This is a genomic window from Arthrobacter zhangbolii, from assembly GCF_022869865.1.
In the GTDB taxonomy this organism is placed as follows: Bacteria; Actinomycetota; Actinomycetes; order Actinomycetales; family Micrococcaceae; genus Arthrobacter_B; species Arthrobacter_B zhangbolii.
In genome coordinates, this window is record NZ_CP094984.1 from 1,025,346 (window position 1) to 1,040,266 (window position 14,921).

The window sequence follows — 14,921 nt, forward strand, 5'->3', positions numbered from 1 at the left end:
GCGAGTTGTGCGCTCCGGCAGCACTGCATCCAGCGACCGGGGCTGCCGGGGGTGGCCCCTGACGGGAGTTCCACGTGCCCCACGAGGACGCAAGAAGGCAGTCAGAAGAAATTCCCCACGGATGGGCCGCGGCATCTCCGGCTCCCATCTCCGGCACCGATACGGATCGGGCCAGCTACGTCCTGGACACTTCGGTGCTGCTTTCCGATCCCCGGGCCATCCTGAGGTTCGCCGAACACGAGGTCATTCTGCCCCTGGTGGTGGTGACCGAACTCGAAAACAAACGGCAGGACCCCGAGCTGGGGTATTTCGCACGCAACGCCCTACGGCTGCTTGATGATCTCCGGGTGCAGCACGGCGGGCTGAGCGCACCCATTCCCCTCGGTCCAAGCGGCGGTACGCTGCGGGTGGAACTGAACCACATTTCCACCGACGTTCTCCCCGACGGGATCCGGGGCAGCGACAATGACAGCCGGATCCTGGCCGTCGCCAAAAGCATGGCCGATGAAGGCCGGAACGTCACCGTGGTGTCCAAGGACCTGCCCATGCGGCTCAAGGCCTCGGCAATGGGCCTGGCCGCGGACGAATACCGCAACGAACTGGTACGGGACAGCGGCTGGACCGGAGTGGCGGAGCTGGATATTTCCGAGTCCGATATGGGGCTGCTGTATGAACACCAGCCCGTGTTTGTCCCGGAAGCTGCCGAGCTGCCGGTGAACACCGGCACCGTCCTGATGGCCGGCCGGGGATCCGCCCTGGGCCGGGTGGGAACCGACAAGCGTCTGCGGCTCGTGCGCGGTGACCGGGATGTCTTCGGCCTGCATGGCCGGTCGGCGGAGCAGCGCCTGGCCATCGACCTGCTGATGGACCGCGAGGTAGGCATTGTCTCGCTGGGCGGGCGGGCGGGGACCGGGAAATCGGCCCTGGCCCTGTGTGCAGGGCTGGAGGCGGTGCTGGAGCGCCGGGAACACCGCAAAGTGGTGGTGTTCCGGCCGCTGTATGCCGTGGGCGGCCAGGAACTGGGCTACCTCCCGGGATCGGAGTCCGAGAAAATGGGACCCTGGGGACAGGCGGTGTTCGACACCCTCGAAGCGCTGGTGTCGCCCGAAGTGGTGGAGGAAGTGCTGGACCGCGGCATGCTGGAGGTGCTGCCCCTGACACACATCCGCGGCCGTTCCCTCCACGATTCCTTCGTGATTGTGGATGAGGCGCAGTCGCTTGAGAAGAACGTGCTGCTGACGGTGCTCTCCCGAATCGGCCAGAACTCCAAGGTGGTCCTGACCCACGACGTTGCCCAACGCGACAACCTGCGGGTGGGACGGCACGACGGTGTCGCGGCGGTGGTGGAAACACTCAAGGGACATCCCCTGTTCGGGCACATTACCCTCACCCGTTCCGAGCGCTCGCCTATCGCCGCACTGGTTACGGAACTCCTTGAGGAGGGCCAGATCGGCTAGCCCGGCCCGGCCGGTTGTCCACAGGAAAGGCTTCCCGGATCCCTGGCCCCCGGGGCTGGGCTAGGTTATGGCCATGCTGGGGGTTTTGGCGGAATACAGCTCTGCGGGCGCCGGTGGCGCGGCGGCGGCGCTGCTGCTATGCCTGGCGCTGGGCTGGTTCGGTGTCCTGGCGGTTCGCCTGAGCCTGGCGGACATCCGTACGCGCAGGCTCCCGAATGTCCTGATCCTGCCGTCCTATCCCGCCGCCGGGCTGCTCCTGGGCGGGGCATCGCTGGCTGCGGGGGAGCCGGAGCGGGTGGGCGGGCTGCTGGTGGGCTCTGCAGCCCTGTGGGGAGGTTTCTTTGCCCTCCGGCTGCTGAACCCGGCGGGACTGGGGTTCGGGGACGTCAAGCTGGCCGGGCTGCTGGGGCTGTACCTGGGTTTCCTGGGGGCAGGGCACGTCTTCGCGGGCGTGGTGGCCACCTTTGTCGCCGGAGGCCTGTGGGGAGCGGGACTGATCCTCAGCCGGCGTGGAACCGGGAGGACCGCCGTGCCCTTCGGCCCGTTCCTGTTCCTGGGCGCTGCGGTGGCCATGCTGGCCCCTGGCCTACAGTAGAAACCATGCCTACCCCTGAGTTTGTCCTGACCCTGCGGGAGCGGATCGGACACGATCCGCTCTGGCTTCCCGGCGTGACCGCAGTGGTGTTCAACGAAGAACACGAGGTGCTCCTGGGCCGGCGTGCCGACGACGGACGATGGACGCTGATCACCGGCATGCTGGACCCCGGCGAGGAGCCGGGCCCGGGGGCACTGCGTGAGGTCGAGGAGGAAACCGGCGTCCGCGCTGAACTGGTGCACCTGATCCATGTGGGCGCCCACGGACCCGTCACCTTTCCCAACGGGGACGTCTGCTCGTTCCTGAACCTTGCCTTCAGCTGCCGGTACGTCAGTGGAGCGGCGCGGGTTAACGACGACGAGTCCACCGACGTGGGCTGGTATGCCCTCGCCGCCCTGCCGGACCTGAGTGAACGGCACCGGATGCTCATCGCTTTGGCGCAGTCCTCCAACGGCATACCGGTGTTCGAAGGCCAGGGCGCCGGGTAAAGACCCCGGGAAGGCGTCAGGGCCCGTCCGGCCGCACCCTGAAGGTGCGGCCGGACGGACCCTGCCACCGGACTTCCCCGGTTCGTCCGGCTGATTAAGGTCAGCGGCCGGTATCGCGGTACGGGTTATCCGGGGCCCGTGTGCCAGCGTCCTGTGTGCCAGCGTCCTGCGTGTCCGGTCCGTCCGGTCCGTCCGGGGCGTCCGGGGCGGCACAGCCGGCACTGGCGTCGCTGCCGGTTGTGCCGGACTTGAGTCCGGCCAGCCGCTCGGCTTCCAGCCGGTCCGCTTCGGGCCCGCCGACTGCTTCGCCGCGGGCCACCATGCCGGCCACATCCGAGAGCGGAATCTGCTTGAGGAAGAGGGCCAGCACCAGGGCAATCACCAGGAACGGAATCAGGTACCAGAACACCGGCGCCAGTGAATCCGCGTAGGCGGTAACAATGCCCTCCTGCAGCGGCTCGGGGAGGGTTTTCAGGACCGACGGCTGCAGCGTTGCTGTTGCCTCGCCTGCAGCAGAGGCGTCGAGCCCCGCCCCGGCGAAGGTTTCCTTCAGGTTCTCAGCGAGCCGGGACGTAAACATCGCGCCGAAGATGGCCACACCCAGAGAGGCGCCGACTTCGCGGAAGTAATTGTTGCTGGAAGTCGCGGTGCCGATCTGGTCCACGGGAACCGAGTTCTGCACTACCAGCACCACTACCTGCATGATGTAGCCCAGGCCGGCGCCGAAAACGAACAGCTGGGCGCAGATGACCCAGACCGGGGTGTCCGCGGACAGCGTGGTCATCCAGAGCATTGCGGCAATAACAAGCGCTGCACCCATGATGGGGTACTTCTTGTACGTCCCGGTTCTGGTAATCGCCAGGCCGGAGTAGATGGAGGTACCCATCATGCCCACCATCATGGGCAGCATCAGCAGGCCGGAGACAGCCGCCGAGGTGCCTGTGGACATCTGGAGGAACGTCGGGACGAAGGCCAGCGCGGCGAACATGCCCATGCCCAGGGTGAAGCCAATGGCGGTGCTGTTTACGAAGATGGGGTTCCTGAAGAGGCCCAGCGGAATGATCGGGTCCTCCACCCGGCGTTCGATCATGACGAAAATCAGGGCAGCCAGCAGCATTCCGGCGCCGAAGGCGAGCGTGAGCGGATCCGACCAGCCGTGGTCAGCCCGTCCGCCGAAGTCGGTGAAGAAGATCAGGCAGGTGGTGGCGATGGACAGGAAAACCACGCCACCGATGTCGATCCGCTTCTGCGCCTTTTTGCTCGGCAGGGTCAAGGTGAAAAAGGCGATCAGGAAGGCAATGATGCCAATGGGGATGTTGACGTAGAACGCCCACTGCCATGTCATGTGGTCCACGAAGAAACCGCCCAACAGGGGCCCGGCGACGGCGGACAGGCCGAAGATGCCGCCCAGCGGGCCCAGGTACTTGCCGCGCTGGTTCGCCGGCACAATGTCGGCGATGATCGCCTGCGAGAGGATCATCAGACCGCCGCCGCCCAGGCCCTGGATGGCGCGGAAGACCACGAAACCCCAGAAGTCCGTGGCAAAGGCACAGCCCACGGATGCTGCGGTAAACAGGGCGATGGCGAAGAGGAACAGGTTGCGCCGGCCCAAAACGTCACCGAACTTGCCGTAGATGGGCATCACAATGGTGGTGGCCAGCAGATAGGCGGTGGTGATCCAGGTCTGGTGCTCGACGCCGCCGAGCTCACCCACGATCGTGGGCATGGCAGTGGAGACAATCGTCTGGTCCAGGCTGGACAACAGCATGCCCGCAATAAGGGCGGAGAAGATGATCCAGATGCGTCTCTGGGTCAGCAGGAGCGGCCCGGACGCGGGCGCTGCGGTGGTGGTCATGGGTGGTCCTTGGGAGAGGGCGGTGGGGGAGTTGGTGGGGGAGTTGGGGTGAAGGTACCCGCGGGAAGGGAATCCCGGGTCACCGGCGTCATGCCGGCAAGCAGGTCCTGCAGGGTGGCAGCCTCCTCCGTGAGGAGGGACCGGTAGGACAGGGTGTTGCCGGGCGCGAAGAATGCCGGTCCGGCCCGTTGGGTGAGGCAGCTGAACAAACCAAGCGCCGCCCGGATGCGGGGATCCGTTGCCGGCACTTTCTCGCGGGCGGACAGGATCGCAGCGAAGGTGTCCTCGGCGTCCCTGGTGCCGTGCATTATTTTCTGCAATAGCCGCGGCTCGGCGGCAACGGCGTCCTGGAGTGCTGTCATCTGGGTCCGTGACATGGTCATCCGGTCCATCAGGGCGACGGCAAAGTCCAGGAAGTCCGCCAGCAGGGAGTCGGAAAGGGAGCCTGTGCTGCTGCCGGCGGCAGGCCCGCCGGCAATGAAGGCTTCGGCCAGGTCAGCGGGGATTTCATCCGCCGGCGAGCCGAGGATGGCGTCCTCCTTGGCCGGGAAATAATTGAAGAAGGTGCGCCGCGAAATGCCGACTTCCGTGCATAGCTCCTCGACGGTGAAGCCGTTGACCCCGTGCGCGGCGGTCAGGGACCGCGCAGCCTTGATGATGGCGAGTTTTGTAGCGGTCCGTTTCCGTTCCCGCAGGCCGCCGCTCATCTCTGCACTATTCTTCACGAGGTAAAGTTTTACACTCTGGGCCATAGAGTGCAAATAATCTTCGGGCGCAAAAAAAGGCATCCGGGAAACAACTTGGGAAAGCTGCTTCCCGGATGCCTCCGGGAGGGAACTAGGCCTGCGGCGGCTTGGTCATGGAGAGGACGTCCAGTGCCTTGTCCAGCTGCTCAACGGTCAGTTCGCCGCGCTCAAGGTAGCCGAGATCTTCCACGGCCTGGCGGATGGTCTTGCCTTCCTTGACCGAGTACTTGGCGATCTTTGCGGCGTTCTCGTAGCCGATGAACTTGTTCAGCGGGGTCACGATGGAGGGGGAGGCCTCGGCAAGGTAACGGGCGCGCTCAACGTTGGCTTCGATGCCGTCGATCATCTTGTCAGCCATCACACGCGAGGAGTTGGCCAGCAGGCGGATGGACTCAAGCAGGTTCGCGGCAATGACCGGAATGCCCACGTTCAGCTCAAAGTAGCCGAAGGTGCCGGCCCAGGCCACGGCGGCGTCGTTGCCGACAACCTGTGCTGCGACCTGGAGGACAGCCTCGGAAATGACCGGATTGACCTTGCCCGGCATGATGGAGGAACCCGGCTGCAGGTCCGGAATGGCGATTTCGCCCAGGCCCGTGTTGGGGCCCGAACCCATCCAGCGCAGATCGTTGGCGATCTTGGAGAAGGAAACGGCGATGGTACGCAGCATGCCGGAGACCTCGACGAGCGCGTCCCGGTTGGCCTGTGCCTCGAAGTGGTCGCGGGCCTCGGTCAGCGGCAGGCCGGTGTCCTTGGCGAGCAGTTCAATCACTCGCTGCGGGAAGCCCGCGGGGGTGTTGATGCCGGTCCCGACGGCGGTGCCGCCCAGCGGTACTTCCGCCACGCGGGGCAGGGAAGCCTGGACGCGTTCAATGCCGTAACGGACCTGGGCCGCGTAGCCGCCGAACTCCTGGCCGAGGGTCACCGGGGTGGCGTCCATCAGGTGGGTGCGGCCGGACTTGACCACGTCCTTGAATTCCTCGGCCTTGCGCTCCAGCGACACGGCCAGGTGCTCAAGGGCCGGGATCAGGTTGTTGATAAGCGCCGAGGTGGCAGCAACGTGCACCGAGGTCGGGAACACATCGTTGGAGGACTGCGAGGCGTTCACATGGTCATTCGGGTGCACGGTGGTCTCGCTGCCGGCCTCTTTGAGTGCGCGGGTGGCGAGTTCGGCCAGGACCTCGTTGGTGTTCATGTTCGAGGACGTTCCGGAACCGGTCTGGAAGACATCGATGGGGAACTGGCCATTGTGGGTGCCGGCGGCGACGGCGTCGGCGGCCTTTTCGATGGCGCGGGCACGCTCGTCGTCGAGCACACCCAGTTCAGCATTTGCAGTGGCAGCGGCCTTCTTGATCCGGGCCAGCGCTTCGATGTGCGAGGGTTCCAGCATGGTGCCGGAGATGGGGAAGTTCTCCACCGCGCGCTGGGTCTGGGCGCGGTAGAGGGCGGAGGCCGGGACGCGGACCTCACCCATGGTGTCGTGTTCGATGCGGTAATCGGAGGTGTCAGAAGTCATGCCCCCAAGCCTAATCTGCCCGGGCGCTGCAGCTGAAACCACGGTACGCACTGCTACTTGGGCGCTGCCGAGCGCTGCACGGCAGGGTGCTCCAGGGCTCCGAAACCGGAGACCAGGTCTGCGCGTCCCTCGGCCAGCCGGTAGGACAGGCCGATGACGGCAACCCGGCCCTCATCCACCGCGTCGGAGATGGTGCGGGAGCTTTCCACCAGCAGCTCGGACGTCTGCTTGGTGTGCTCCACCACCATGTCGTTGACGTCGTGCAGGTCCTTGCGCTGGGCCGCCAGTACGGACGGCGTGATGCGTTCCACGAGCGAGCGGACGTAGCCGCCGGGCATTTCGCCGGTTTCCACGGTGGCTTTGGCTGCGGTCACGGCGCCGCAGCTGTCATGTCCAAGGACCACAATCAGCGGTACGCCCAGGGTTCCCACGCTGTATTCCAGGGATCCGAGGACGGCGTCATCAATGACCTGGCCCGCGGTGCGGACCACAAAGGCATCGCCAAGGCCAAGATCGAAAATGATTTCAGCAGCAAGGCGGGAGTCGGAACAGCCGAAGATGACCGCGAAAGGGTTTTGTTCATTGACCAGGGAACTTCGCCGCGGGGCGTCCTGGTTCGGGTGGTTGGCGGTACCTGCGACGAAGCGTTCGTTGCCTTCACGCAGCTTCTGCCAGGCCTGTGCGGGGGTAAATGTTCTTCCGGTTGCTGATTCCACGTTTTCGAGGTTACTCCACCGGACCCGGCCGGCGGGGAAAGTGACGGCGGGGTCAGTTGCCGCGAAGCTCCCGGACCACGTGCTCGGCGAGGACATCAAACTCGCTCAGGTCAGCGGAACCGGACAGCACCACGGTCTGGCCTTCGACGTCGGCCACCATGGCTGCCTCACCGTTCTTTGAGTCCCGCAGTTCCCAGGTCACGCCGCCGGCCGGGCGCTCACCGGCCACAGTTGAATCGCCGGTGCTCTGGTAGAGCCAGGTGGGGTTGGCGGCGTCCGTCTGGACCAGTTTGATGAACTCGGTCGAGGGAGTGAGATATCCCACCTCCCAGGTGGCTACGCCGTCATTGCTTCCGGTGTTCCAGCGTGCATAGTTCGCTGTCCAGCCTTCGGGCAGCTCCGGAGCCAGCGGGCTGTAACCGGCATCGCCGGCGGCCTGGTTGGCAACAGCTGCCACATCAACGTCCCGCGCCTGCATTTTGGGGGCGGGGTTCATCAGCACCGGAACCAGGCACAGCGCCAGTGTGAGCCCGGTGGCGATCAGCATCCCCATGACCGTGGCGTTGGCACGTTTGGCCTGTTTGCCGGTCAGGACCGGAGTCACTGTTTCCGGTTCGGAAGTGTTGATCTGCTGCTTTGGATCCGGTTGCGTTTCACTCACCCCTCCATGATCGCTTATACGGGTAAGAAGTCCTACTTCGCACCCGTTCGCCGTGCTCCGGTCCGTGCCCGGGGTGGTGGCTTTGAACACGCAGACTATGATCGGACAAACGCCTTCTGCTCCTTAGCCGGTGTCCGCAGACGGTTTACATCGAAATTTCGAAGATGAGGTTTGACGTGTCCAAAGGTGCCCAGTACTCAACTCTTTCCCCCGCATTGGCTGTCGGGGACTCCGAGCCGGACCGGAACCTGGCCCTCGAGCTGGTCCGTGTCACCGAGGCCGCGGCCATTGCCGGCGGCCACTGGGTGGGTTTCGGTGACAAGAACGCAGCCGACGGCGCTGCCGTCGACGCCATGCGCTCCCTGATCTCCACCGTCCACTTCAACGGCGTCGTAGTCATCGGTGAAGGCGAGAAGGACGAAGCCCCCATGCTGTACAACGGTGAGCACGTGGGTGACGGCACCGGCGCCCTGTGCGACGTGGCGGTGGACCCGATTGACGGCACCCGCCTCACCGCCCTGGGCATCAACAACGCCCTGGCAGTGCTTGCCGTGGCCGAACGCGGCACCATGTTCGACCCGTCTGCAGTCTTCTACATGGAAAAGCTGGTCACCGGGCCCGAGGCAGCCGACATGGTTGACCTGCGCCTGCCGGTCAAGCAGAACCTGCACCTGATCGCCAAGGCCAAGGGCAAGAAGATCAACCAGCTCAACGTGATGATCCTGGAACGCGACCGGCACAAGCCCCTGGTGCAGGAAATCCGCGACGCCGGTGCCCGCACCCGGATGCTGATGGACGGCGACGTTGCCGGCGGCATTGCGGCCGCACGCGAAGGTACCGACGTTGATGCGCTGATGGGCATCGGCGGCACCCCCGAAGGCATCATTACCGCCTGCGCCATCAAGACGCTGGGCGGTGTCATCCAGGGCCGCCTGTGGCCCACCTCCGATGATGAGAAGCAGAAGGCGATCGACGCCGGACACGACCTTGACCGTGTGATGACCACCAATGACCTGGTCACCAGCGACAACTGCTACTTCGCGGCCACCGGCATCACCGACGGTGACCTGCTGCGCGGCGTGCGCTACAAGAAGGACCGCGTGCTCACCCAGTCCATCGTGATGCGCTCCAAGTCCGGCACCATCCGCGTGGTGGACGGCGAACACCAGGCGCACAAATGGGAGTCCTACGCCCGCTCCAACTAATCCACGCGGGCTCAAACAGCAGGCGGCCGGGGGAATTCCCCGGCCGCCTGCTGTTTTTTTAGGCTGTTCGTTGCTGCGCCCCGGAATCCCGGGCGCCCCGCCGGACGCGCAGCAGGACCGTCGCCAGCACCACAACGGCGGCGGCAGCGATGGCGGCCACCGCCGTCGACGTCGATTCAAGCCCGCCGTTAAGCCGGGAGACGGCGATCCAGGCCAAACCCCAGGCCAGGGAGGCCGCGGGGGCAAGGCGGCCATGGCCTGCGGCAGCCAGCGCCACTCCAATGCCGGCCGCCACGGCCAGGACACCCCAGGCCCAGATCTCGGGCGCTATCCCGAATCCCCGGAATCCTTCCGAGGTAAGGGCGGAGGCGGTATTGGCTGCCGTGGCCACGCACACCCAGCCGAGGTAGAGGCCCAGCGTGCCGTCAACGGCAATCCACTCCGGCCAGCTGCGGCCGGCGCGTGTGGTGACATACCGGCGGAAGCAGACCGCCAGGACAACCAGCAGCAAAACAATCACCACCACGCTCAGGATTACCGCACCGGCCTGCACTGTGAGGATCCACGCGGCATTGAGCAGAAGGGACGCCGCCACCAGCCAGCCGAGCGAACGCTGGCGGTCTGAGCTGCGCTGGGAAGGGAACCACTGGTAGAGCGTGTAGAGGCCCAGGCCGGTGTAGATGACGGACCAGATGGAGAATGCGGGGCTGGCCGGGGCCAGATAGGTGGCGTCGGCGCTGAGGGCACCGCCGGCTGCCTCCGCGATGGGTGTGCCTCCGAACACGCCCACTCCGATCATGGAACCCACGATGCAGACCAGGAAGCAGACCGTCACCGTGATTTGGCGGGCGAGGTCCGGTCCACGGTAACCGGTTCGCGCTGTACGGGGGCTGGAAGCTTCAGTACTCATAGTCGACCGTAACAAAGCCGGCCTGCAGAGCGCAGTCCCCTGGAAGGTGCCGGATACCGTTTCGGAGCCCTGCGGCACGGCGAAGTAGGCTGGAAGGCATGACACTGCGCGTTACCCCCTGCTCCGATGCCGCTTCCTGGAATGAAACCGTCAACCGCTTCAGCGGACACCCCCAGCAGTTGTGGGGCTGGGGAAAAACCAAAGCCCAGCATGGCTGGCGCGTTGACCGGGTCCTCGTCACAGATGAAGCGGGGACTGTGCTGGGCAGCGCGCAGGTGCTGCTTCGCGCCCTGCCCTTCCCTTTCCGGGCCCTGGCCTACATCCCGCGCGGCCCGCAGGGACTGCCGGGACGGGAACTGGACGTCCTGGACGCGGTGGGCGGGTACGTAAAGAACACCCATCACGCCGTCGCGCTGTCCATCGAACCCGACTGGGACGCTGAAGGGCCGCTGGCCGCCGGCCTGCCGGGCCTGGGCTACCGCAGCAGCGATAACACCATCCTTATTGGCCGGACCCTGATCCTGGACCTCCGGCGGAGCCTGGACGAGCTCTCCGGGGACATGAGCAAAAAGCACCGGCAGTACATCCGCAAGTCCGGACGCGAGGACCTGGACTACCGGAGGGTAACCCGCGAGGAGATTGCCAAGTGCCTGGCCGTCTACAAGCTCACCGCCCAGCGGGCGAATTTCGGGATCCACGAAGATTCCTACTACCTGGACATCTTCGACAACCTGGGCGAAGATTCCCCGGTTTATGCCGCGTTCAAGGGCGAGGACGTCGTGGCCTTCCTCTGGCTGTCCACCAGCGGCTACACCTCCTTTGAGCTCTACGGCGGCATGACCGAGGAAGGGGAGCGGCTTCGGGCAAACTACGCCCTGAAATGGCACGCCATTTCCGACATGAAGGAACGCGGCATCACCCGTTATGACTTCAACGGCCTGCTCAATGACGGAGTGTCCAAGTTCAAGATGGGGTGGGCCAAGCACGAGGACCAGCTGGCAGGCACCTGGGACAAGCCGTTGTCACCGCTCTATCCCCTCTTTTCCTCCGCGCTTCCGCTGGCCAAGTCAGGGATGCGCAAGGCACGCACGCTCCTCGCAGGCCTAAAGGGGCGCCTCGGGCGCTAGCCATCGCCGTGCGGCGGCGGCTCCGTTCCCCGGGAACCGAACCACAGCCGCACGGCATCCGACGGCGGGGGAGTCCGCTTAGACCGACACGTCCAGCGTCGGCTCGCCACTGTCCTGGCCGACCACTGACCCCACCGTGACGGCGAACGCCAGCGCGCCGTCGTCGTGCTGGGCGGAGTCCGTGGCGAGAGCAGCGGTCACGGGCGCATCCGCGGCCGGCAGGAACGCGCTCTGGCCCGCCTCGAGGACCAGGCTCCCCGCGGGGGAGGAGAGCAGCATGCTGCCGCGCACCACAATCAGGACCGCGGGCCCGTTCTGCGCCACCGGTACGGGGGCCGCATCCGAGTCCGGACCGGACGCCAGCTGCAGCCGCTGCAGCTGGAATTCCTCGAACGGCGGGCGGTAGAGTTCCTGCCCGGCACCGGTGCGCTCCGCAGCAACGGAGGGAATGCCCACGGGATGGAAATCCACGGTTTTCAGCAGCTCGGGGACGTCTACGTGCTTGGAGGTCAGCCCTCCGCGCAGCACGTTGTCCGAGGACGCCATGACTTCCACACCCAGCCCGCTCAGATAGGCGTGCACATTGCCGGCAGGCAGATACACGGCGTCGCCGGGCTCCAGCGATACGCGGTTGAGCAATAGCGAGATCAGAACCCCGGGGTCGCCGGGATGGAAGCCGTGCAGTTCTGCCACGGTGGCCAGTTCCCGGGCGTAGGCGCCGTCATCGGCGGTCACCGCTGCTGCCGCCGCTGCCAGCTCCACGGCAGTGTGCACCTCGTCGCCGTCGGCAATCAAAGTGCTGAACACCGAGCGCAGCCGCTCCGGGGCCGGATGGCCGGAGGATAGCTCGGCAACGATCCATTCCAGCAGGTCCGGAACCTGACGTCCGGCACCGTCGATCGCCCGGTTGACGGTGCGGAAAAGCTCCGCTGCCTCGTCCGGGTCCCGGAAGCCGCACAGCGCCTCGAAGGGCGTCAGAGCGAAAATCATTTCGGGTTTGTGGTTGCGGTCCTTGTAGTTGCGTTCCCGGGCGCCACGGTCCACGCCGGCGGCCTCCTCGGCGGCATAACCGGCAGCGGCCTGGTCCGGAGTGGGATGGACCTGCAGGGACAACGGGGAGCCGGCAGCCAGGATCTTGGCCAGGAAAGGCAGTTCGCCGCCGAAGCGTGCGGCGATGTCCGGGCCCAGCGTGGGGCCGGGATCCGCAGAGATCAGCTCATCAAGGGTTTGCGCGCCCTCGGCGGCAGGTACCAGAACGGACGGTGCGCCGGAGTGGGCGCCGATCCACATCTCTGCCTCAGGCTCACCGGACGGCTCCCGGCCGAAAAGCCCGGCCATCGCGGTGGTGGATCCCCATGCGTAGGGTCGAATGGTATTCCGGAGCAGGTACATGGGTCTCTTTCGGCTGCTGGTTGGAATGGGATGCTCGCAGGGTGCGGGTTACCCCGGGCTGCACTCGCCGTTGTTGTTCAGGAGTGCACCCAGGGTTGCGTCGTCCTGGATTTCCGCCAGGTACTGGAGGTATTCGACGGTGATCGCCGGCTCTTCGGCCTGCGGGGGTTCCACAATGGCTGTGCCGTCAGCGGCCTCGCCGTCTGTTCCCCCGGTGTCCGCGCCGGAGTCAATCCCCGCATCGGAGCCGTCCTGCGGTGCGGCTTCCTGCGGTGCGGCCTCCTGCGGTGCGGCCTCCCCGGCGGGAGGAGCCGGTTCTTCGGCGGGTACGGCAGGCTGATTGGAGGCGGCCAGCTTTTCCTGGACCCGGGCGTGGATCAGGTTGAAGTCCGGATACGTAACAAAATTGTCCGCCGCGCTTCCGAAGTCCGGGGGACCGATGGTCATCCGCTCCATGGTCCGGTTCTTCGCCTTGAGCGCCAGGTCAACGAAGCTGCCGAGCTGGTCCTGCGGGAGGTCGGTCCTGACGATCTGCTCGCCCGCCGAGGCAATGGCCTGGAACCGGGTCAGCAGCGTGGCAGGGTCCATCTGCGCCACCATGGCCTGCTGGACGCACTGCTGCCGCGAGATGCGGTGGTAATCGGTGACGAATTCGCGTGAACGGGCGTACCAGAGTGCGTGGTAGCCGTCCATGGTCTGCGTGCCCGGCGGGATCCAGCCGTCCGGCGGGTAGTGCCGGTTGGTGCCCGGGATTTCCCCGGCGGTGATGGGTACCCAGCCTCCGGCGTTGATGGTGATGCCGCCCATTGCATCAATGAGCGTGGAGAAACCATCCATGTCCACGATGACGTAGCCCTGGACATCAAGTCCCAGGATGCCGCTGACGGCGTCCATCATGGCTTCTGCACCCGGGTCGGCGGAGCCCGGGTAGAGATCCGCGTAGTTCTCGGTCACGGTCTGGTACAGGCTGTTGATGATGCATTCGTCGCCGCAGTTGTACCCGTCCGGGTAAATTTCGTGCAGCGGGGAGTCGGTCGGGAACAGGGCGTTCTGGAAGTTGCGGGGAATGCTGAAGGTGACAGGCTGGCCGGTTTTGGCATCAACGCTGATCATGGAGATACTGTCCGGCCGGAGTCCGGTGCGGTCCTCGCCGGCGTCCCCGCCCATGAGCAGGAAGTTGTAGCGTCCGTCAACGGGATCAAGGGACGGACCGGAGGCGAAAATCGATCCGAAGGTCTGTCGGCTGACGTTGAGCAGGTATGCGCCGTAGGCGAGGCTGCCGCTGGTCAGGACCATCAGGGCTACGAGGGCTGCGGCAACCATGGGGCGTGCACCACGCTGCAGCAGGGGAGGGCGGATGATGCGCAGCGTGTTGAGGAACAGCAGTGCCCAGCCCACCGCCAGGAGGGCCAGGACCATCATGATCAGGAAGGACGCCCAGCCGTGGGTGAGGACGTCGATGACCAGTGCCCGGTTGACCAGGGCGACAATGACCGCCGCGATGACCAGCGCCCAGACAGTGAAGGTCACCCGGAGGGCACGCCGGCCGAGCCTCCGGTTACCGGCCACCACCTGCGCGGCACCGGGAAGCACCAGGGTCAGGAGCAAAAGGATGAAGGCCCGCTTGGTGCGTACGGCGGGGGGTGCGGACTGGGGGTAACGGACAGGGTCGGTGTAGGTGCCCGCACCGGGTGCCGCAGAATGCTCGTTCACTGCCGGCGCCTAGTCCGTGCCGGTCAGTGACGCCCGCAGTGCGGCACCTTTGGCCATGGCGGTCTGGCGAAGGGCACCGGCAAAATCGATGAGCTGTTCCTGCAGCCGTGCGGCCAGCGGGTCGGTTCCCGCGGCGAGCATCCGGACTGCCAGCAGGCCGGCATTGCGTGCCCCGCCGATCGAGACGGTTGCCACGGGAACCCCCGCCGGCATCTGGACAATCGAAAGCAGGGAATCCATGCCGTCCAGGTACTTCAGCGGCACGGGTACGCCGATCACCGGAAGAGGCGTTACCGAGGCCAGCATGCCCGGCAGGTGCGCTGCGCCGCCGGCCCCGGCAATAAGGACACGCAGCCCGCGCCGGTGCGCGTTCCGTCCGTAATCAAGCATGTCCTCGGGCATACGGTGCGCGGACACCACGTCTGCTTCGTAGGGAATGTCGAACTCAGCCAGTGCCGCCGCCGCTGCGTCCATCACGGGCCAGTCGGAATCGGACCCCATCACTAGGCCGACCAGCGGCGTGGTTGCACGGTGGGGCATGCT

Annotated in this window: 14 protein-coding genes; 5 read left to right on the forward strand and 9 right to left on the reverse strand. The window is 65.8% G+C overall.

Annotation, left to right across the window (positions count from 1 at the left end; translation table 11 throughout):
• Positions 1-146: 146 nt before the first annotated feature.
• The 3 genes from phoH2 to MUK71_RS04860 all read left to right on the forward strand — a co-directional run bounded on the left by phoH2 (position 147) and on the right by MUK71_RS04860 (position 2,540).
• Positions 147-1,457, forward strand: coding sequence for an RNA 5'-3' helicase PhoH2 (phoH2, locus tag MUK71_RS04850; RefSeq protein ID WP_227904564.1), 1,311 nt, complete (start codon positions 147-149; stop codon positions 1,455-1,457).
• A 73-nt stretch (positions 1,458-1,530) separates the two neighbouring features.
• Positions 1,531-2,052: a prepilin peptidase gene (locus MUK71_RS04855; RefSeq protein WP_227904217.1), complete on the forward strand. Its 522-nt coding sequence runs from the start codon at positions 1,531-1,533 to the stop codon at positions 2,050-2,052.
• Positions 2,053-2,057: 5 nt separating this feature from the next.
• Positions 2,058-2,540, forward strand: a complete 483-nt coding sequence (locus tag MUK71_RS04860) for an NUDIX hydrolase (RefSeq protein WP_227904218.1) — start codon at positions 2,058-2,060, stop codon at positions 2,538-2,540.
• Positions 2,541-2,640: 100 nt separating this feature from the next.
• Here the strand turns inward: MUK71_RS04860 and MUK71_RS04865 are convergent, their stop codons facing one another.
• From MUK71_RS04865 to MUK71_RS04885, 5 genes are all read right to left on the reverse strand, one after another.
• The gene (locus MUK71_RS04865; protein ID WP_227928889.1) at positions 2,641-4,395 is read right to left on the reverse strand and encodes an MDR family MFS transporter; all 1,755 of its coding nucleotides are present in this window, start codon (positions 4,393-4,395) and stop codon (positions 2,641-2,643) included.
• Entirely contained in the window at positions 4,392-5,120 is a 729-nt protein-coding gene (locus tag MUK71_RS04870; RefSeq protein ID WP_227904220.1) for a TetR/AcrR family transcriptional regulator, read from the reverse strand. Before MUK71_RS04870 ends, MUK71_RS04865 begins: the two co-directional genes overlap by 4 nt.
• A gap of 112 nt (positions 5,121-5,232) precedes the next feature.
• On the reverse strand, positions 5,233-6,654 hold the full coding sequence (locus MUK71_RS04875) for a class II fumarate hydratase (RefSeq protein WP_227928890.1): 1,422 nt from the start codon (positions 6,652-6,654) through the stop codon (positions 5,233-5,235).
• 53 nt (positions 6,655-6,707) lie between these two features.
• Complete coding sequence (locus tag MUK71_RS04880; RefSeq protein WP_227904222.1) at positions 6,708-7,370, reverse strand: carbonic anhydrase; 663 nt, start codon at positions 7,368-7,370, stop codon at positions 6,708-6,710.
• Between the two features lie 52 nt (positions 7,371-7,422).
• On the reverse strand, positions 7,423-8,031 hold the full coding sequence (locus MUK71_RS04885; RefSeq protein WP_227904223.1) for a DUF4245 domain-containing protein: 609 nt from the start codon (positions 8,029-8,031) through the stop codon (positions 7,423-7,425).
• A gap of 164 nt (positions 8,032-8,195) precedes the next feature.
• Between MUK71_RS04885 and glpX the strand changes: the two genes are divergently transcribed.
• Entirely contained in the window at positions 8,196-9,236 is a 1,041-nt protein-coding gene (glpX, locus tag MUK71_RS04890; protein ID WP_227904224.1) for a class II fructose-bisphosphatase, read from the forward strand.
• Between the two features lie 58 nt (positions 9,237-9,294).
• Here glpX and MUK71_RS04895 read toward each other — a convergent pair whose 3' ends face one another.
• Positions 9,295-10,146 (reverse strand): TspO-related membrane protein, encoded by an 852-nt coding sequence (locus MUK71_RS04895; protein ID WP_227904225.1) that lies wholly within the window; start codon positions 10,144-10,146, stop codon positions 9,295-9,297.
• Positions 10,147-10,244: 98 nt separating this feature from the next.
• On the opposite strand from MUK71_RS04895, the gene MUK71_RS04900 reads away from it, so the two are divergent.
• Positions 10,245-11,273 carry a lipid II:glycine glycyltransferase FemX gene (locus MUK71_RS04900; protein WP_227928891.1) on the forward strand — a complete coding sequence of 343 codons (1,029 nt, stop codon included), beginning with the start codon at positions 10,245-10,247 and terminating at the stop codon, positions 11,271-11,273.
• A gap of 78 nt (positions 11,274-11,351) precedes the next feature.
• On the opposite strand, the gene manA is transcribed toward MUK71_RS04900, so the two are convergent.
• The 3 genes from manA to purE are packed head-to-tail and all read right to left on the reverse strand — an operon-like array spanning position 11,352 to position 14,918.
• Positions 11,352-12,665, reverse strand: a complete 1,314-nt coding sequence (gene manA, locus MUK71_RS04905) for a mannose-6-phosphate isomerase, class I (protein WP_227928892.1) — start codon at positions 12,663-12,665, stop codon at positions 11,352-11,354.
• A 48-nt stretch (positions 12,666-12,713) separates the two neighbouring features.
• On the reverse strand, positions 12,714-14,378 hold the full coding sequence (locus tag MUK71_RS04910) for an LCP family protein (RefSeq protein WP_227928893.1): 1,665 nt from the start codon (positions 14,376-14,378) through the stop codon (positions 12,714-12,716).
• Positions 14,379-14,387: 9 nt separating this feature from the next.
• Entirely contained in the window at positions 14,388-14,918 is a 531-nt protein-coding gene (gene purE / locus MUK71_RS04915) for a 5-(carboxyamino)imidazole ribonucleotide mutase (protein ID WP_227904229.1), read from the reverse strand.
• Between the last annotated feature and the right edge of the window lie 3 nt (positions 14,919-14,921).

Coding starts and splice junctions, on each gene's coding strand:
- MUK71_RS04855 (WP_227904217.1), top strand. CDS start 1,531: ATGCTGGGGGTTTTGGCGGAATACAGCTCTGCGGGCGCCGGTGGCGCG.
- MUK71_RS04860 (WP_227904218.1), top strand. CDS start 2,058: ATGCCTACCCCTGAGTTTGTCCTGACCCTGCGGGAGCGGATCGGACAC.
- MUK71_RS04865 (WP_227928889.1), bottom strand. CDS start 4,395: ATGACCACCACCGCAGCGCCCGCGTCCGGGCCGCTCCTGCTGACCCAG.
- MUK71_RS04875 (WP_227928890.1), bottom strand. CDS start 6,654: ATGACTTCTGACACCTCCGATTACCGCATCGAACACGACACCATGGGT.
- glpX (WP_227904224.1), top strand. CDS start 8,196: ATGAGGTTTGACGTGTCCAAAGGTGCCCAGTACTCAACTCTTTCCCCC.
- MUK71_RS04895 (WP_227904225.1), bottom strand. CDS start 10,146: ATGAGTACTGAAGCTTCCAGCCCCCGTACAGCGCGAACCGGTTACCGT.
- MUK71_RS04900 (WP_227928891.1), top strand. CDS start 10,245: ATGACACTGCGCGTTACCCCCTGCTCCGATGCCGCTTCCTGGAATGAA.
- manA (WP_227928892.1), bottom strand. CDS start 12,665: ATGTACCTGCTCCGGAATACCATTCGACCCTACGCATGGGGATCCACC.
- purE (WP_227904229.1), bottom strand. CDS start 14,918: ATGCCCCACCGTGCAACCACGCCGCTGGTCGGCCTAGTGATGGGGTCC.